Raw genomic sequence first — 17728 nt, 5'->3', positions numbered from 1 at the left:
TGATGATCGTTTATTTATTTTCTTTTAAACCGTTAATATAATGCGTACTCTCTTCATCTTCCGGGTCTAAAGAAATAGAATCGGTAGACACTTTGCCCTGCACCCAGGCAAATACCAGTGGAAGAATAATCAATACCGCAAAGGTAGAAGCAACTAAGCCTCCAATTACGGCTCTTCCTAAAGGAGATACCTGATCGCCTCCTTCTCCATGTCCGATGGCCATAGGTAACATACCCATTACCATGGCCACACTGGTCATAATAATCGGACGTAACCTTAGTGCTGCGGCTTCTCTGGCAGAGGCCAGGGCATTGCCATTGTGCTTTCTCAACTGCTCTGCATTGGTAATTAACAATACCGCATTCGCGATGGAAACCCCTACCGACATGATAATCCCCATATAAGACTGAAGATTTAGGGTTGAACCTGTGAGGGTAAGCAACAACAATGAGCCCAACACAACCGCAGGTACAGTGGCCAGAATAACCAGGGGTACTTTAAACGATTGGAAGTTGGCCGATAGCATTAAAAATATTACCACAATGGCTACCAGTAAACCCGACTGTAAACTGTCGAGGGTTTCTGTAAGCACCTTGCTCAAACCAATGGGCGTAATTATTAATCCCCTTGGCAATTCTCCCACCTCCTTAATGGCCTTATTCACATCTTTAGTGGCGGCACCTAAATCGGTATGATATAAGTTAGCCGTTACTGACAGGTAAGGGGTAGAGCCCAGATTATCGTTTTCTCCGTATGTGGTATCAGCCTCAATGGTTGCTACATCGCTAAGCACCGGACGGGCAGTGTTTTTCAATAAAGGAATTTCACCAATATCATCCTTGCTGTGCATTTGATTTAATGGAACTTGCACCTGAACATTGTAAGTCAGGCCTATCTTTTCATCTAACCATACATTTTTATCGGTATATCTGGATGATGAAGTAGAGGCCACCAATGATTTAGAAATATCACTCATATCTACACCCAGTTGTGCCGCCCTGGTTCTATCAATATTGATATTTAAGGAAGGATATTTAATCGGTTGAGCAATTTGAACATCGCGCATGTAGGGTATTTCCTTCAATTCAGCGAGGATTTTATTGGCATACTGTTCATTTTGCTTTTTGTTCTTGCCGGCTATTCTTACTTCAACAGGAGTAGGAGAACCCTGACTTAAAACTTTCTCTGTTAACTCAATCGGTTCAAAGGAAAGCTTCACATCGGGCATAATTTCTTTAATTCTCGCCCTCAGCTTATCCTTAAAATCATCCATATCTACATGGTAATCTTTTAAGCTCACCTGGAAAACGGCTTCATGAGGGCCACCCATGAATAGATAAATGGGATTAACCGAGAATAATGCCGGGTGTTGCCCCACGTAAACGGATGAAATGGCAAGGTGTTCTGCGCCAACCATATTTTTAAGTTCGGCAAGAACCTTATTGGCCTTTTCTTCCGTACGCTCTAAGCGGGTTCCATCAGGTGCCCTTAAACGAAGTTGAAATTGACTGGAATTAACCTTTGGTAATACATCCCGGCCAATGTTGGCTAAAAGTAAGGCTGCGGAACCAATCACTAAAACGAGGTACACCAGCACTACAGATTTACGGTGAGGCAAAATGCGATCAATAAACCGCATAAAGCGATTTCTGAAACGTTCAAAGTAAGAGATTTTGCCATCATCGTTAAAATCTTCACGTTCGACCAGAATTTTCTTTTGGTTTAGTGTGTCCTGCTCCGTTTCAATCGGTAAACCTGTCGCTGCGAAATCCGCTTCATCTTGAGTTATACCCGGATGATGTGCTGCTCCCTTTTTCGGATGTGCTACCATCAGCCAGTTGGCCATAATCGGAACAAATGTTTGCGATAAGAAGAAGGAAACAATCATGCAGAAACCAATAGCCAGGGCTAAGGGCAAAAATAAAGCTCCTGGTATTCCCGACATGGTAAAGGCAGGTGCAAATACCGCCAGAATACAGAAAAGGATCAATAATTTAGGAAAGGCTATTTCCTTACAGGCATCCCAAATGGCAAGTGCCTTGGGTTTACCCATATCAAAATGTTGGTGAATATTTTCAATCGTTACTGTCGATTCATCTACCAGAATACCAATGGCTAAGGCTAATCCGCTCAACGACATGATATTAATGGTTTGGCCAAAAAGCTTGAGGAATAAAACCCCTGCGATAATCGATGTTGGGATGGTTAAAATAACAATCAGTGCAGCACGCTTATCACCCAAAAAAAGCAACACCATTAAACCAGTTAAAATGGCCCCGATGGCTCCCTCGCTGATTAAACTTTTTACCGCATTAATTACGTAAACCGATTGGTCGAATTCATAAGAAAGCTTAACATCTTCAGGGAGCGTATTCTGAATTGCTGGTAAATTTTCTTTTAACTTTTTAACCACATCCCAGGTGGAAGCATCTCCCGATTTAGCGATACTCAGATAAACTGAGCGTTTTCCATTAATTAAGGCATAACCTGCGGTTAAATCTGCTCCATCTTTAACTGTGGCTACATCACGTAACTGAAGATTTTGTACGCCACCCTTAAACAGCGGAATGGTTTCAAAATCTTTGATTTTTTTAATGGTGTAGTTAGTTGGGGTAATATAATTCTTATCACCAATCCTAACGTTTCCTGATGGTGCAGTTTGATTATTCAGGCGGATGGCTTCCACTACCTGGTCTACAGTAAGATTATGTGATCTCAGCAGGGTTGGGTCTACGTTAATTTCGATGGTACGGGGACTTCCTCCAAATGGTGCCGGTGCTAATAATCCTGGAATAGCCGTAAAAGAAGCGCGTACATAGATATTCGCCATATCCTGTAACTCATTATTGGTTCTTACGGGGCTACTTAATACCAATTGGCCAATGGGAAGTGATGAAGCATCAAAACGGATGATGAACGGAGGTTGTGAGCCCGGCGGGAAAATAGCCTGTGCCCTATTCGAAAGTGCACTCAGTTCTGAGGCCGCCTGTGCCATGTTAGTGCCTTCATAATAGGTTAACTTCATGAGCATTAAACCCTGTGTGTTTTTGGTTTCAATGCTTTTAATGCCATTGGCAAATAATAAAATATTGATGTATTGTTTCCCAAAGTAGGCCTCCATTTGCGTAGGCGTATAGCCACCAAAAGGATGGGCAATGTAAATTACAGGCAAATTCATTTGAGGCAGAATATCAACCTTGATTTGCTTAATGGCACCAATACCGAAGAAAAATAATCCTGCCACTAATACCAGGATGGAAATGGGTTTGCGAAGTGCGAAACGTATTAAGTTCATGTATAGATAGCCGGATTAAAATTCGTTGATAAATAAGTCGTAATTCCCTAAAGCAGCAGATTTAAGTAAAAGTGCCTGCCAAACGTTGGTGTAAGCAATATCACGGTCTGTTTCTGCCCGGTTAAGGGTGAAAAGTGCCTGGGTAAGGTCTACCAGTGTGGTTAACCCATTTTTGTATAATGTGCTTTTTTGCAGATAAGCATCTGAAGCCGCTTTAACTTGGATAGGGGCTTCCCTGTAGTTGTTTAAAGCATTTTTTAGTTTAGTATCTGCCAGCGCCAGCTGAGATTTAAGCTGTTGATCTGCAAGTTCGTATTCGTTTTTTAATCCCTCACTAATGTAATGCTGCGACCTTACCTGCGGTGCGTTTTTTAAAAGGCTGGAAAGATTCCAGGTCATTCCTATTCCAATCAAATAGTTTCCACGCACAGGATTGATGCCATCAAAGTAATTTCTGGTATATGCGTTTTGATTAGAAATGTAGTCTGAACTAAATCCGGAGCCCCTCCCTTGAAATACACCAAAAAGAGAAAAGCTAGGGTAGTATAATCGACGGTAATAACCCAGTTGCTCATTGCTGAGATCAATACGGTTTTGGTAAAACTTTAAAATAGGATGGTTGCTTTTTATCGTGGTATCATTGAGCATATCCATTGGGATCCTGGTAATCGAAGTGGTATCCAGGGCATATTGTGTTGCTGTTTCACCCATTAAAACGCCTAATCTATTGGCCTGTTCCTGCTCTAAATCCTGTGCTTTGGTTAACGCAATTTTGGCGCTCGATACTTCGGCTTTGGCCAAGGAAGAATCTACCCCGGCAATTAATCCATTTTTTGCCCTGATTACCGCTGTATTTTTAAAGGTTATGGCACGCTCTAAATTTCTTTGTTGCGATTTGGTTAAGCGTTGAGCCGCTAATAAATTTAAATAAGCCGCAGAAACCCTAACTTCTTGTTGAAATTTCTCCTGCTCCAGATCATTTTGATCTCTTTTATATGTGGCATCAGCAATTTTAATGCGTTGATTAATTCTGCCGAAAGTGAAGAAATCCCAATTCATATTGGCAAGGTAGAGCCCCCCAAAAGCAGCGTTCCAGTTCTGTCTATCTAAAGCAGGTCCAGAAGATGCTGTTCCCAATCCCCCTAACCCATATTGAGGTCCGTTTTGGCCATTAATGGTTCCGTAATCTTGTTGTGCACTGAGACTAAGATTGGGTAAATACTCTCTCTTAGCCTGGACGATACCTGATTTAGAGGCATTAGCGTAATTGTTTTTAGCCTTAATAGTGCCGTAGTTAGTAAGGGCAGTATTTACGGCCTGTTTTAAACTTAATGTTTGTGCGTTTGAGGTTAAAATGTTGAAAAAAAGTAATCCAAAAGCAAGATAAAGTATTGATGTTCGGGACATAGTGTGAAAATTACACGGCAAATTTATTATAAGGTGGAATAATCAAAGTATTTGGTTCAAATCAATAATTATGCAAATCAAATAACGCAGAATTGTTACTTTACAATGATTAATGTCACTGTTTTAAATTTTCTGAATCATTTTGGGATAATTTTTTGTTTTGAGATAGATTCAAATCATTATCTTTAAAAACTAACTAGAAATGAAAAATATGAGAAAGCTTCCATTGTTTATGTTGCTGTTTGTAGCGATGTCCTTTTCAGCACTGGCACAAAATAAAGATGCTATTGTAGGTAAATGGCTTAATCCATCAGGAGAGGGGCAGATTGAGATCTATAAAAAGGGAGATAAATATTTTGGTAAATTAGCCTGGATGAAGGAACCCAACCTCAATGGTAAGCCCAAGCTAGATACCAAAAATCCTGACGAAAAGTTGCAAAAAAGAGCTTTATTAAATCTGGAGATTTTAAAGGATTTTAGTTATGACGATAAGAAATGGACCGATGGAACCATTTACGATCCGAAGAGTGGAAAAACCTATAGCTGTAACATGACATTAAAGGGAAATGATGTGTTGAATATCAGGGGATACATTGGAATCTCACTTTTAGGACGTTCGGAAACATTTAGAAGAGTAAAATAATCACATGAAGAAAATATTATGGTGCCTGCTTTGGGCACCTTTTTTTTGCGCTGCGCAGTCTGTTACCTTTAAAGCACTTACAGAGAACAATAAAACCAGTTTGCGTGGTCTAAGTTTGGTGAACGAAAAAATAATTTGGCTAAGCGGAAGTAATGGCTCGGTGGGGAGATCTGTTGACGGTGGCGTTACTTTTGAGTGGCTGAAGCCCAAGAGATATGAAAAATTGGATTTTAGAGATATAGAAGCTTTTGATGACCAGCAGGCTATTATTGTTAATGCCGGATCACCTGCCTACATTTTGAAAACAACTGATGGAGGTAAAAACTGGACCGAGCATTACAAAAACTTAGATTCGGCTATATTTCTGGATGGCATGGGGTTTTGGGGCAAAGATAAGGGCATTATTTTCGGAGATCCGATTAATAATAAAATGCAATTGCTTAAAACAGTAAATGCTGGGCGGAGCTGGGAGGATATTACTTCAAACTTGACGGTTAATATGGCTGAAGGTGAGGCTGCTTTTGCTGCAAGTGGTTCCACTATTAAAACACTGGCGGGAGGCAAAGTATGGATCGCAACAGGAGGAAAAGTTTCTAATATTTATTTCAGCTCCGATTATGGTCAGCGCTGGAAAGTTTTTAAATGCCCGATTTTGCAGGGCGAAAATTCAACAGGGCCATTCTCTATCGATTTTTACGATGCAAAACATGGAATTGCCGTAGGAGGAAATTATCTCAAGGATAAGGAGAATGCGAACAACATATTGCTTACGGCAGACGGAGGTAAAACCTGGACAAAGCCCCGTATACCTGTATCAGGTTATCGCTCAGGCGTTACTTATTTAAATGCTAAGGTTCTGGTGGCAACGGGAACTTCAGGCACAGATATTTCCTACGATGGAGGCTATACCTGGAAGAAGATATCCGATAAGAGTTTCAATGTAATCCAATCTTTAAAGAAAGAGAATGCCTTTATTCTGGCAGGAGAGAAAGGGAGTGTTTACAAGTTAGTATTAAATTAGTTTAGACTTAAACAAACCTATTGTTCTGCTCCAGGCAAGTTTTGCTGCGGCTTCGTTATATCTGGTAGGAGAGGTGTTGTTGTTAAATGCATGGTTTACGCCATCGTAAATGAATATCTGATAATCGATATGGTTTTCCTTCAAAGCAGCCTCATAGGCCGGAATGCCAGCATTAATGCGTTCATCCAAACCACCATAATGAAGCATTAAGCTTGCTTTAATCTTCGGAACATCGGCAGCATTGGCTTGTGATCCATAATAAGCTACAGCAGCCTGTAATTTAGCATCGTTAACGGCAAGTTTATTGGCCATAGCTCCACCCCAGCAAAAGCCTACACAGCCTACTTTGCCATTTCCATCTTTTCTATTGCGCAGGTATTCCAAAGCCTTGAGGTAATTCTGCAGGTTTTTTTCAGGATCAAGCTTTCCTATCAGTTCTCGTCCTTTGTCTTCATCGCCAGGCGTACCCCCTAAAGGAGATAAGGCATCTACCCCCAAGGCAATAAAGCCCTCGGCTGCAACCCTTTTGGTTACATCAATGATATGTGGGTTCAATCCACGGTTTTCATGGATAACCAGTACGCAACCCAATTTCTTTTTGCCTTTTGGCTTAGCTAAAACAGCCTTCATTTCGCCTTCTACGCCAGGAAAGGTGATGTTTTCTACTTCTATGTCATCACTTTTGAAATCTGCGGCAGCCACATAATTGTTCTCCAGCATCGGTAAAATGGTCATCGCTAAAGCGGTACTTCCCGCTAGAATGGCCAGCTTTTTCATAAAGTCCTTTCTGTTTAACTGGCTATGTGTGTACTGGTCGTAAAGATTGATGATTTTCTGATCCATAGAGGCTGGTTTTGAATTGTAATACAATATAAACAAGTGTGGCCAGATTAAGAAGCGGTTTCTTAAAAGTTACAATACATTTCCACCCATTTTTGGATGAGGCTAATGCGGTGTTTGGTGTATTTGGGAGTTAAAAAGATATTAGACAAGTCGTCGTAATTATCGTAAAAAAACTTTAAAAAGAAAACGTGGAAACAAATGCCTAGATAGGGAATAGCTTCTAGCTCTTGCTTTGATAATGATTTTGTTTTTTGATAAGACATTAAAAAATACTCAAAATCTATTTTTGCCTGTTCAGGGCTGATTAGATTATTTAATGTATGGAAGAAATAGTGGTTTAAGAACGACATCAGATCATTAATTAAATAGCCTTGTCCTGCAAAATCAAAATCGAAAAAGGTGATATTTCCCTCATCATCAAAATGGAAGTTTTTAGGGAAAAGGTCGTAATGGCAATAACCATAACTGAATTTGCTGGTGTCAAATTCTTTAAATTTTTGAATTACCTTTTGAGCAATTTCTGCCAGATAAACCAGTTCATCAGCTAATTCAGGAACTTTAAGTTTTAAAGTTTCAATGGGTTGCAACAGTGTCGTTTCGAAATTGAAAATAGGTCTGTTGTGTTCAATTTTAATTTGTTCTGTAGTTTGGTGGATAGCTGCAAGGTCGCTACCCAGGCGCTTCAGGTGCTGCTGTTCCAGGTTATGCATAACTTTTCCTTCAGCATAGCTGAAAAGGACCCCGTTTCTTTGGCCTTCTATAGCCTCAAAATGTTGAATCTGATTTCCTTTTTTATCTTTTATCGGATAAGCAACCTGATGCCCCTTTGATCTAAGGATGTTGAGTAATTCCAATTCCCCCTCAATCTCGTTTAGTTTACGATGGGCATTCCGGTAAATTTTGAAAATATATCGTTCTTTGCCGTTCTCCAAAATATAAGTATCACTTACATTTCTAATCAATAAGCGACACTGTAAATCATCATTGAAGGCATAAGTTTCAATGATGTAGGTTTGTAATGCAGCAGATGAAAGTGTAGAATACTGGGCCGGGAAAAAGTTCATGGGAGAAGATTGCAAGCTAAACTGAAGTGTCAAAGTTAAAATAAATTGGTAATTGTGCTATTCTAAATAGATGAAGCTTTGTTTCCCAACTTGAAATTTCAAAATCGATTATCGGTTTGGAAAGACGCTCAACTCCCAGCCCCATGTCCCAACTAAAATCCCTCTACATACTTCTTAAAGTTATTCAAAATCGCTTGCCAGCCTTCTTTTTGCATCTCCACGGGATTGGTGTTTTCTGCATCAAAAGTTTCGATAATTTCAGTTGTATCGCCATTGCCTTTGAATTGTACAGATACTTTTCTGCCATCGGCCATTCCATACTCAATTAACTCATTCACTACAACATTACTATAGATGCCTTCAAAATCAAAGCTCATGCTACCATCTTTGGCGGCCATTGTTGTTTTAAATTTACCATCTTTACGTAAATCATTATCACCGTAAGGCGCATGCCAATCGTCGGAAGCATTTGTCCATTGGGTAATATGTTCTGGTTCCGACCAAAACTCCCAAACTTTACTTACTGCTGCGTTTACTGTTGCAGATACAGTGATGCTTATTGTTTTTGCTGTTTCCATAAATGTTTAAATTTTATGGTATAAAAGTAGCAGGTGAATTCTGTTTTCGGAAGAGGTAAATGCGACAAATGTAGGGTGTGAGATGGGTGGGTATATTATTTTTGATCAGCATTCGTTAATTCGGGAGGTGTTCAAACATGATATTGTCTATTCCGATGGGGCATGTCGAACACCTTCAATAAATCCAGTATTCGCGCATAACGTGTTGATATTCAAAGAGAAAGGGTTGCTCTTTTTGGAGCAACCCTCTTCAGAAATGGGGGGAATTCCCATTCGTACTCGGGGCGGGAATCGAACCCGCACGACTTTTAGGGTCACAGGATTTTAAGTCCTGCGTGTCTACCAGTTCCACCACCCGAGCAGGTGATTAACCTTTTAAATTTAAAAGCCTCCGTTTAAGAAGGCTTTTGGAGCGAAAGACGAGATTCGAACTCGCGACCCCGACCTTGGCAAGGTCGTGCTCTACCAACTGAGCTACTTTCGCCTGAACTAAAAACATGTGCTATGTTTCCGTTGGGGTTGCAAATATAGATATTTATAATTTAAATCAAAAAATAAATAAAAATATTCTTCCCTTTTTTAGTTCTGTTTTGACTTTAAAGATTGTATTTAATTAGTTATAAGTATTTTAATAGAAATGATTTTTGAAGAAATAAGCGTGAAATAATTAGATAATGTGGCGTGTTTTTCTAAAATGGCAAGAGAATAAGGAAATTGTAAACGTCAACTTGGTTTTAATTACATAAAAGTTTAATGGAAAAGGTACAATTCAATGATTAGATAGGCTGACAAAGCGATGCCCAGAAGCCATCAAATTGCTGTTTTCATGATTTTTTTATTGTTCTGTATTTGGCTTTGGCCTGACGGGGGATGCTATTTAATCTTCAAATAACGGTTAAATAAGCTGTTGCGATTTGATATCGTGTTCCATGCAGGCATAATTGACTTATTTGTATCAAAAGTATCCATATTCGTGCTCATTTGTATTAAATCCCTGGTCAACTCATTTGGATAGGTAGTCTTAGCAGCTAACGTTCATCTCAGGCCAGAAAATTTTTAAAACTTTCTTCACTAAAAGGGATTGTTTAATAGAGAAACAAAAACATCACCATGAGAACGATATTCACCATTTTCATCATCGCCGCATTTGTAGCAGCCATATTCGCGGCATGCCAAAATCCTACCGAAAAAGGGAAGGGCAATATTCATAAGGATTTGAAGGATACCATTAAAACCAAAGATTCTACACAGGCACCTAAACGGGTAAACCCTGAGGATACCATAAGGAAGTATTAATGGCTTAGTAGGGGGTAGGGTTAAAGCCTCTCGACTAACCTGACTTGCCATTCGCTCTTTCGCAAGTAAAAACTTTTAATCAAACCCACTGTTCATTAAGGGAATACAATATCATAATATTTAACTCAACAATCATGGAAAATCCCGATACAAATGAAGATATAGCCTATTTAAAAACCAAGTTCAATAAGGTTTTAATAGAAACTTTGTGGAGTGATAAGGGCGAGATTTCTTATGTAATTGAAGATGGTTTCGATTTGCAGGAGTATGCACAGATGGCCAAGCGTATTCTGGAGGCAGACCGGGATATTGCACATGATTTTGTTGGCACAGTGATGAATAAATCACAAACCGAAGTGGTGGAATTTCAATACCGCTCGGGCTGGTTTTTGGAGGGCATTGCTGATGGCGAGTTGGAATAGAACAACCCATACAAATTGGAAATACCTGTACTGAGCACGAATTTGATATAATGCAGATAGTTGCTAAACTTTATTGAATATATAGTGTTGTTGGGAGCATATATAAGTGCAAAACCTAAATAAAATAACAGATTTGAGCAATAATAAATACTTGAAAGTAGCCATTCTTGGCGGTGGACCTAGTGCACTTTTTATCTATAAGCGATTCATCGAGCTTTCCCGGCAGGAAATTGAGATCGATATTTATGAGAAAGGAGACCGTTTGGGTGCAGGCATGCCCTATAGCACAAGCGGATCGGGTGATGAACATATAACCAATGTATCCGGGAATGAAATACCAGACATTGTAAAGCCGATAGCGGAATGGATTCATACTGTACCTCAGGATACACTCGATAAATACGGAATCAACCCGGAAGAATTCAATGAGTTTAGAACGCTTCCCAGACTGCTCTTTGGAGATTACCTCCGCGATCAATTTGCCATGCTTCAGCGTAGCGCAAAAGAAAAAGGGATTTCAACACGGGTGTTTTACGGATCGATGGTTACCGATATTCGAGATGATGTGCCAGCTGAACAGGTTCATGTTGAAATTAATGAAAGAGAGGAATACAGCTACGACCGGGTAGTAATTTGCACGGGGCATTTATGGCCCAGGAAGTATGAAGGGCAAATTCCAGGCTACTTTGATTCGCCTTATCCTCCTGCCAAGCTTGCACTGCAATCAGCACACCCCATCGCTGTTCGGGGATCATCACTCACGGCCATAGATGCCATCAGAACATTAGCCAGAAGCAACGGATACTTTGAGAGGGATGAGCAGGGAAGGGCCAGTTTCGTTAATCAAACTCCGGGTTTTCGGATTGTGATGCATTCTAGAAACGGTTTACTGCCAGCTTTGCGGTTCCATCTTGAAGATCCTCATTTAGGCAAGCAAACTGTACTTTCTCCTGAAGAAATTGCCAGCGTACGGTCCGAAAATGAAGGTTTCCTGCCTTTAGATTATGTGTTTGAAAAGAATTTTAGGGCGGGGATACGCGAGAATGATCCGGAATTTTACGAAAAGATCAAAGACCTTAGTTTAGAACAATTTGTGGCGCTGGTGATGGATTTAAGGGAAAAGTTAGATCCCTTTGTGTTGCTCGATGCTGAATATACCGAGGCCGAACGATCAATCAAAAGGCGGGAATCCATTTATTGGAAGGAGATGCTGGGAGTACTCAGCTTCGCGATGAATTATCCAGCTAAATATTTTTCTGCCGAGGATATGATTCGGCTTCAGCAGGTGTTAATGCCATTAATCGCTGTAGTTATTGCGTATGTACCGCAGAATTCTGCTCAGGAATTGTTGGCCATGCATCGTGCAGGATGCCTGGAAATTGTAGCGGTGGGTGAGGATAGTGAAGTGTTACCTCAAACAGATGGCGGTATCATTTATCGCTATAGTGATGGCGATGGTGTAACCAAAGAGGAGTATTTTCACCTTTTTGTCGATTGCATTGGGCAGCCCCACTTATCTTTTGAAGAACTGCCATACCCAAGTTTGATTGAACACAAGACCGTAAGCCGGGCGAAGATTTATTTTCGTAAAGCAGCCGCCGCCAAAAAGGAACTGGAGAACGGAAATCCCAAAGTTTTTATGGATCATTCAAACAATTATTATCTATTGGTACCAGGAATATCCATTAACGATAGCTTTCAGGCAGTTGACGATTTTAACGCTCTCAATGAAAGAATCTATGTCATGGCTGTTCCTTTTATAGGCGGTTACAATCCGGATTACTCGGGTCTGGATTTTGGGGAAGCAGCCTCAGCAGTAATTGCAAAGGCACTTTTAAGCTAAATCCCATTAATGTATAAAGTCAGATATTATGGGAACTGAGCTCAAGTTATTTATGGTTTTACTCGGATCCAAAGCTCCTGGTAGAGTTGTTGAACAGCATGACTATTTCTTTGGTATTGCTACCAAGCTAAAAGACCTGGTGCCCGATATGCATAAATTCTGGCCAGAAGCTGGAAACAGCCTGCATATTGATGGCTGGCGGGAGGTTACCCGGGTGGAGGGCTACAATGTTAAAGTTGTTGCGGGCCGCGATCAGGCACATGCTGAAGCCAACCGACTGTTTTTTATTAATCTGGGCGGATACCAGAGCGGAAAGCTTGAGGAGCAACATTACATCTTGCTTACCGTTCAGCCCGATCGTAAAGGGGCTGTAAAAACATCAACATCAACAGCCTTCTTTAAACAGAAAAGTATCGCTGCCGTTAAAACCGCCAGTGCACATATTGATGAGAAATATGGTATAGATGTAGACGATGTTTATAGAATTGAAGATGTTTTGTCCGAAAATTTTAAACATCATTACCATATTGAATTAACAGAATCGCCGGAAGGAAGTGAAGACGAGATTAATCTGGGCTATTTCCGGCTGGATAGAATCTGAGTCATAGCCTCTCTTTTACTGTGCCTTGCTTAAAAAAAAGACTGCTAAATCAAACCTTTTCAAGGTTATACATGTTGTAAGGAAATAAGTTGCGTATTATATGGAATATTTAAGAGAAGATATCATTGAGGGGCAAACCTGCCTTTGCAATAGCGAAGGAGCTGAACTTACCTATGGCTACACCATGAGAGATGCAAAAGCATGGCTAAGGGAAGAAGTCTCTGTAGCTGATGAATTTGAGGATTAACAACTCAAATATCAGCGAAATTACGAGTTGTAGCAGGTGTGGTGGCTTTCAGTCCTGTCGTGTTCGTGAGCACCTGGGACTTATCTTTTATGATGCATTTGCTTAGGGCCGCCGATCCTAATTTCTTTTTAGGTTAAATCATCCACCTTACTTTTCCGGCCAGACTGTATCCATTAAATCGGATCTATACTTTAGGATAGACACCATCTGAAGCCTATTGTTATGCCTTGAAAATCATTCAATTTGTACAGATCTACCACATATCCAACTCCTTTCTTCATATTAGCGTTAATCACTTTTCAGAAATCAATCTGCATACTTGCTGATATGCTCAAACTCCATCCTAATTAAAAATTATTTCCGATTGCTTTCGGACGATTAATATCACTAGTTTAACATAATAACTCATCAATTTTATCGACAGGAAAAAGTTTTACAGGGAGCTTAGCATTTAGATTGTCTAATTCAGTCTTGGATTTGCCGGTTTCGGCTAAACATCCCTTTTTCTGCCACAGTTTTGAAAGTAGATTCGGACTATAATTATCGAAATCTAAATAATTAATTGTACAGAGATGAAAACTTATAACAACAAACTTTTTAAAGTAGCTACAGGAGCATTGGTGATGTTTAGCACACTAGTGTCTGCACAGACAGTACCAGCCAGTGAAGATATCCGTCCCTTCAAAGTGAGCATTCCCGAAAAAAAAACTTGCAGATCTTAAACGCAGATTGTTGGCTACAGAGTGGCCTGAGCAAGAAACCGTAAGTGACCAGAGCCAGGGCGTTCAGCTGGCTACTCTTCAGAAACTTGCAGATTATTGGGCGAAAGATTATGATTGGCGCAAAACAGAAAAAAAACTGAATGCCTTACCGCAGTTTATCACTAATATTGATGGGCTGGATATTCACTTTATCCATGTCCGCTCTAAACATAAGAATGCACTTCCTTTAATTATTACCCATGGCTGGCCGGGATCTGTAATAGAACAGTTAAAAATTATAGGCCCACTCACCGACCCGACTGCATTTGGCGGTAAGGCAGAGGATGCCTTTGATGTGGTTATCCCATCATTACCAGGTTATGGTTTCTCGGGTAAGCCAACAGCTACAGGATGGGATCCTCAGCGTATTGCCAGGGCATGGGCAGTTTTGATGAAGCGCTTAGGGTATCAGCGTTATGTTGCTCAAGGTGGAGATTGGGGTAATGCCGTAACCGAGCAAATGGCACTCCAGCAGCCGGAAGGCCTGATCGGTATACACACCAATATGCCTGCTACAGTGCCCCAGGAAGTAGCCAAAGCCCTTCAGTTTAATGAAGCTGAACCTGCCGGACTTTCTTCAGATGAGAAACAAGCCTATAACGAATTAGACTATTTCTATAAACATGGATTGGGATATGCCAACGAAATGGCTAACAGGCCTCAGACACTTTATGCCATTCAGGATTCACCTGTTGGGCTGGCCGCCTGGATGTTAGATCACGATGCAACAAGCCTTGCGTTGATTACCCGTGTTTTTGACGGACAGCCAGAAGGAATGAGTCGCGAGGATGTTGTAGAGAATATTGCACTGTACTGGTTAACTGGTACAGCAGTTTCTTCCGCCCGGCTTTACTGGGAGAGCAAACTCGCTTTTTTTGCTCCAAAAGGGATAAAATTGCCTGTTGCAGTGAGCGCTTTTCCCGATGAGCTTTATCAAGCGCCACAGAGCTGGACGGAAAAGGCGTATCCAAAACTGATTCATTATAATAGGTTATCAAAAGGAGGGCATTTTGCTGCCTGGGAACAACCTAAAGTATTTGCAGAAGAGCTCCGAAAATCTTTTAGCACACTGAGATAGTTTATAGTTTCTGGTGGGGGGATTTTTCACCAGACTAGAAGTTTTGGTGCTCTGGAAGCACCGCAATTATGATAGAGGTCAACACCTGTTTCATCATTATTGGCTATTGGTGAGTCAATAGCCAATAATTGAAAATTTAACAGGCAATGCATCAATCGGCAAAATAAAGTATTCATTTGCTTGCCTCTGCAGCAAAAAAAAATAAATCATGAAAAAAATATTTCCCAAAACCTTGTCGTTAATTTTTCTGAGCATTATTGTAGTTAATGTTCAAGCTCAGGGACTCCAGGCAAAAAAACTTGGACAGATCCGCCCAGACAGTATCACCTGGCAGTCTTTTGCTGCATTTCCTCCGGAGGTTAGGTTGGCGGTACTCATTGGTAACCCTATAACTGCGGGAGGTTATACCGTTCGGGTAAAGGTTCCTGCCGGAGTAGTGCTAAAACCTCACCGCCATCCGGAGGATCGGATTTATACAGTTATATCGGGTGTTTTTTATATCGGTATTGGAGAAAAGTACGATCCTGCAAAGCTTATAGCCTTTGCGCCCGGCAGTGTATTTGTGCTTCCAGCAAATACGCCTCATTTCCATTGGGCAAAGTCAGGGGAGTATGTAAGCCAGGTATCGGCAATTGGTCCCCTGGGGCTAGAGTATGTGGATCCCTCAGATGATCCCCGGAAAAAGAAATAGTTTTGAATCCGAAATTTCTCTACTGGTTGATGACCCCACCGACCAGATTATTGTGTTAATAGAAATATCAAAATTTTAACATCCAGACTTAAAACTTATTACTTGCAACCTCATTTTTTCCACTGGGGACGATGGTCTAAAATTTTTGTAAATATTGTTAGCTTATTCATCTTTGATCTAGTCTCTGACTTCATGAGTATTTACAATTTTCGCTTCACACCACCAGAAGCTTTCATGTATCTTGTTGTTAGCGAATATGTATTTAAACGCAAATTACTTTTCATCGAAGCGGATATAAATGCCCTGAATTTCGGTCGCTGTGTTCTATGAATGTGCACTACATGCGATTAGTTTAGATAATGAAATGAATCTTCCAATTTGTATTTGGGGCTTCTTTTCAAGAAGTCATTGAAAAACGCAGTATGCGTTCCACCCATCAGGATAAATATGCGGTCATTTTTGTCTAAAGGAATCTGGTTTAAGTTGGAGAACATGACCAGGTTCCTATGGTAGAATTTTCCGGCTTCGTCAGCACCTTCCGATTTTCCCTGGCTTGAGATGTAGGTCAGCATATCCGCATTGATATTGATCAGGCTCTGTAGGTATTGGGGGTGGTTGTTAAGCTTGAAAAGATCATAAAAGAGAATGCCCTCCTCTGGGTTGTTCTTTTCGTTCTCGTCAATAAGTTTCCAGTATCTGTTATTGGTGCTCTTGTCTACAGTATGCTTTACCTTGCCGCCGATCTGGTAGTCATATCCCTCTTTAAAGTCAATTCCATATATTTTTTCTGCTCCACTTAACCTTCCAACTTCATAGGCGAGCAGCTCTCTCTCATCTGGATTCTCAAATCTCTTTTTCGGATTTTGAAGGTAATCGAAGTAATCCGCCTTTCTTACCGGATCATTTTTTGGGCGGTCTTCGATGATGATAATGGTCGGCCTGAATGCTGCCAGTTTCTTTGCCAGGTCTCTGATGTCTTTCTGGTTTTTTGAGTCTTTTTCATCGAAAGCTGTGGAACTTGCATCGGAGGTTTCACCCATGTGGAAAGTTGCGATATTGAGCACAGGCACTGCATCGTCAAATTTATCCTTAAAGATTTTTTTCTTGCTGTAAGCGATTTTACAGGAACACGAAACCAGGCTCAAAAGTAAAATGAGGGCAGTAATCTGGAGATTGTTTTTCATTGATAGGAAAGGTATGTATTTCGCTGATCTCAGGTTCGCTGATTTCTTTTGACTTTATCTCAGCATTCAATGTTTTAACCCTTAAATAGACTGGAAGAAAACCTAGAATAATGGTAACCGTAGGAAGAAACAATGCTACGGTGCCTTTTTTGTAATAAAAGTAAATGGCGGCAGCGAGTATACATGGCCAAAGTATACAGACACCAATGAGCAGGCCTTTGAAAAAATCTCTTTTTTTGATCAGGGTTTTGAACTCTTTCGGAGTGCATGGGTTTTGTGTTATCATATAATTTCTCTGTTTTTCTGCCTGGATATCAAGAGCAGATATTTATTGCGCCACAATTGCCTGGCGGGCTAAAATTAACAAATATTATTTATATCACAACTATGTGATATAAATAATAAGATGTTTTTCCCGGCAATTCGCTGATTTCTGTTTCATTTTGATACTGGATTGTATATGCCCCACTCTGGCGCAAGCGTCCTGCTTGTGACTAACTGTGTTTTATAATATGCCAGCCTTTTTGTTTAAGAAATAATAGGCTAGACGTTTGCAATAGATGTGTATCGCTAAGATCCCAACCGAAAACTTAAGGATTTCGGAGGAACCACTGATGAAGATTGGTACAATATGTTTGAGGTTAAAGCTTTTAGAGCAACATCGAGAGGTGTAAGGGATATTAAATTCTTCTTATTCAGATTATCGAAAATATATGCTTAAAAGATGTTCCCCCAACTTTTCCGCTTGATCCTG

The 17728-nt window shown here is 40.5% G+C and carries 16 protein-coding genes and 2 tRNA genes; 10 read left to right on the top strand and 8 right to left on the bottom strand.

Annotated features, from left to right (window positions below):
* Positions 1-10: 10 nt before the first annotated feature.
* On the bottom strand, positions 11-3295 hold the full coding sequence (locus BMX11_RS12045; RefSeq protein ID WP_090884561.1) for an efflux RND transporter permease subunit: 3285 nt from the start codon (positions 3293-3295) through the stop codon (positions 11-13).
* Positions 3296-3310: 15 nt separating this feature from the next.
* On the bottom strand, positions 3311-4702 hold the full coding sequence (locus BMX11_RS12040; RefSeq protein WP_090884559.1) for a TolC family protein: 1392 nt from the start codon (positions 4700-4702) through the stop codon (positions 3311-3313).
* A gap of 211 nt (positions 4703-4913) precedes the next feature.
* Here BMX11_RS12040 and BMX11_RS12035 point away from each other — a divergent pair, with 211 nt between their 5' ends.
* Both BMX11_RS12035 and BMX11_RS12030 read left to right on the top strand, forming a co-directional pair.
* Entirely contained in the window at positions 4914-5345 is a 432-nt protein-coding gene (locus BMX11_RS12035; RefSeq protein ID WP_090884751.1) for a DUF2147 domain-containing protein, read from the top strand.
* 4 nt (positions 5346-5349) lie between these two features.
* Positions 5350-6366 carry a WD40/YVTN/BNR-like repeat-containing protein gene (locus BMX11_RS12030; RefSeq protein ID WP_245738649.1) on the top strand — a complete coding sequence of 339 codons (1017 nt, stop codon included), beginning with the start codon at positions 5350-5352 and terminating at the stop codon, positions 6364-6366.
* Here the strand turns inward: BMX11_RS12030 and BMX11_RS12025 are convergent.
* The 5 genes from BMX11_RS12025 to BMX11_RS12005 all read right to left on the bottom strand — a co-directional run bounded on the left by BMX11_RS12025 (position 6358) and on the right by BMX11_RS12005 (position 9335).
* Positions 6358-7209, bottom strand: coding sequence for a dienelactone hydrolase family protein (locus tag BMX11_RS12025; protein ID WP_090884557.1), 852 nt, complete (start codon positions 7207-7209; stop codon positions 6358-6360). The two genes, BMX11_RS12030 and BMX11_RS12025, sit on opposite strands and share 9 nt — an antisense overlap.
* A 62-nt stretch (positions 7210-7271) precedes the next feature.
* On the bottom strand, positions 7272-8273 hold the full coding sequence (locus BMX11_RS12020) for a phosphotransferase enzyme family protein (protein ID WP_090884555.1): 1002 nt from the start codon (positions 8271-8273) through the stop codon (positions 7272-7274).
* A 152-nt stretch (positions 8274-8425) separates the two neighbouring features.
* Positions 8426-8851 carry an SRPBCC family protein gene (locus tag BMX11_RS12015; RefSeq protein ID WP_090884553.1) on the bottom strand — a complete coding sequence of 142 codons (426 nt, stop codon included), beginning with the start codon at positions 8849-8851 and terminating at the stop codon, positions 8426-8428.
* A gap of 276 nt (positions 8852-9127) precedes the next feature.
* A tRNA-Leu gene (locus BMX11_RS12010) sits at positions 9128-9212 on the bottom strand.
* Between the two features lie 47 nt (positions 9213-9259).
* Positions 9260-9335: transfer RNA gene (locus tag BMX11_RS12005), tRNA-Gly, on the bottom strand.
* A 626-nt stretch (positions 9336-9961) separates the two neighbouring features.
* Here BMX11_RS12005 and BMX11_RS12000 point away from each other — a divergent pair.
* The 8 genes from BMX11_RS12000 (at position 9962) to BMX11_RS11975 (ending at position 15790) form a co-directional block, all read left to right on the top strand.
* Positions 9962-10147, top strand: a complete 186-nt coding sequence (locus BMX11_RS12000; protein ID WP_090884551.1) for a hypothetical protein — start codon at positions 9962-9964, stop codon at positions 10145-10147.
* A 134-nt stretch (positions 10148-10281) separates the two neighbouring features.
* Positions 10282-10569 (top strand): hypothetical protein, encoded by a 288-nt coding sequence (locus BMX11_RS11995; protein WP_090884549.1) that lies wholly within the window; start codon positions 10282-10284, stop codon positions 10567-10569.
* A 133-nt stretch (positions 10570-10702) separates the two neighbouring features.
* Entirely contained in the window at positions 10703-12412 is a 1710-nt protein-coding gene (locus BMX11_RS11990; RefSeq protein WP_090884747.1) for an FAD/NAD(P)-binding protein, read from the top strand.
* A gap of 28 nt (positions 12413-12440) precedes the next feature.
* Positions 12441-13013: a DUF1543 domain-containing protein gene (locus BMX11_RS11985; protein WP_090884546.1), complete on the top strand. Its 573-nt coding sequence runs from the start codon at positions 12441-12443 to the stop codon at positions 13011-13013.
* 100 nt (positions 13014-13113) lie between these two features.
* On the top strand, positions 13114-13260 hold the full coding sequence (locus BMX11_RS24320; RefSeq protein ID WP_175474545.1) for a hypothetical protein: 147 nt from the start codon (positions 13114-13116) through the stop codon (positions 13258-13260).
* A 572-nt stretch (positions 13261-13832) separates the two neighbouring features.
* Entirely contained in the window at positions 13833-13982 is a 150-nt protein-coding gene (locus tag BMX11_RS24315) for a hypothetical protein (protein WP_175474544.1), read from the top strand.
* A 10-nt stretch (positions 13983-13992) separates the two neighbouring features.
* On the top strand, positions 13993-15099 hold the full coding sequence (locus BMX11_RS11980; protein WP_217643831.1) for an epoxide hydrolase family protein: 1107 nt from the start codon (positions 13993-13995) through the stop codon (positions 15097-15099).
* A gap of 208 nt (positions 15100-15307) precedes the next feature.
* The gene (locus BMX11_RS11975; protein WP_139180177.1) at positions 15308-15790 is read left to right on the top strand and encodes a cupin domain-containing protein; all 483 of its coding nucleotides are present in this window, start codon (positions 15308-15310) and stop codon (positions 15788-15790) included.
* Positions 15791-16137: 347 nt separating this feature from the next.
* On the opposite strand, the gene BMX11_RS11970 is transcribed toward BMX11_RS11975, so the two are convergent.
* Positions 16138-16974 carry a DUF5694 domain-containing protein gene (locus BMX11_RS11970; RefSeq protein WP_217643830.1) on the bottom strand — a complete coding sequence of 279 codons (837 nt, stop codon included), beginning with the start codon at positions 16972-16974 and terminating at the stop codon, positions 16138-16140.
* Between the last annotated feature and the right edge of the window lie 754 nt (positions 16975-17728).

This window comes from Pedobacter rhizosphaerae (assembly GCF_900111155.1).
Classification (GTDB): domain Bacteria; phylum Bacteroidota; class Bacteroidia; order Sphingobacteriales; family Sphingobacteriaceae; genus Pedobacter; species Pedobacter rhizosphaerae.
This window is presented reverse-complemented; position numbering and strand designations above follow the sequence as displayed.

Excerpts from the sequence above, each read along its gene's own strand:
- BMX11_RS24315 (WP_175474544.1), top strand. The coding sequence starts at position 13,833 with ATGAAAACTTATAACAACAAACTTTTTAAAGTAGCTACAGGAGCATTG.
- BMX11_RS12045 (WP_090884561.1), bottom strand. The coding sequence starts at position 3,295 with ATGAACTTAATACGTTTCGCACTTCGCAAACCCATTTCCATCCTGGTA.
- BMX11_RS12020 (WP_090884555.1), bottom strand. The coding sequence starts at position 8,273 with ATGAACTTTTTCCCGGCCCAGTATTCTACACTTTCATCTGCTGCATTA.
- BMX11_RS12015 (WP_090884553.1), bottom strand. The coding sequence starts at position 8,851 with ATGGAAACAGCAAAAACAATAAGCATCACTGTATCTGCAACAGTAAAC.
- BMX11_RS12025 (WP_090884557.1), bottom strand. The coding sequence starts at position 7,209 with ATGGATCAGAAAATCATCAATCTTTACGACCAGTACACACATAGCCAG.
- BMX11_RS12035 (WP_090884751.1), top strand. The coding sequence starts at position 4,914 with ATGAGAAAGCTTCCATTGTTTATGTTGCTGTTTGTAGCGATGTCCTTT.
- BMX11_RS11985 (WP_090884546.1), top strand. The coding sequence starts at position 12,441 with ATGGGAACTGAGCTCAAGTTATTTATGGTTTTACTCGGATCCAAAGCT.
- BMX11_RS24320 (WP_175474545.1), top strand. The coding sequence starts at position 13,114 with ATGGAATATTTAAGAGAAGATATCATTGAGGGGCAAACCTGCCTTTGC.
- BMX11_RS11995 (WP_090884549.1), top strand. The coding sequence starts at position 10,282 with ATGGAAAATCCCGATACAAATGAAGATATAGCCTATTTAAAAACCAAG.
- BMX11_RS12030 (WP_245738649.1), top strand. The coding sequence starts at position 5,350 with ATGAAGAAAATATTATGGTGCCTGCTTTGGGCACCTTTTTTTTGCGCT.
- BMX11_RS12040 (WP_090884559.1), bottom strand. The coding sequence starts at position 4,702 with ATGTCCCGAACATCAATACTTTATCTTGCTTTTGGATTACTTTTTTTC.
- BMX11_RS11975 (WP_139180177.1), top strand. The coding sequence starts at position 15,308 with ATGAAAAAAATATTTCCCAAAACCTTGTCGTTAATTTTTCTGAGCATT.
- BMX11_RS12000 (WP_090884551.1), top strand. The coding sequence starts at position 9,962 with ATGAGAACGATATTCACCATTTTCATCATCGCCGCATTTGTAGCAGCC.
- BMX11_RS11970 (WP_217643830.1), bottom strand. The coding sequence starts at position 16,974 with ATGAAAAACAATCTCCAGATTACTGCCCTCATTTTACTTTTGAGCCTG.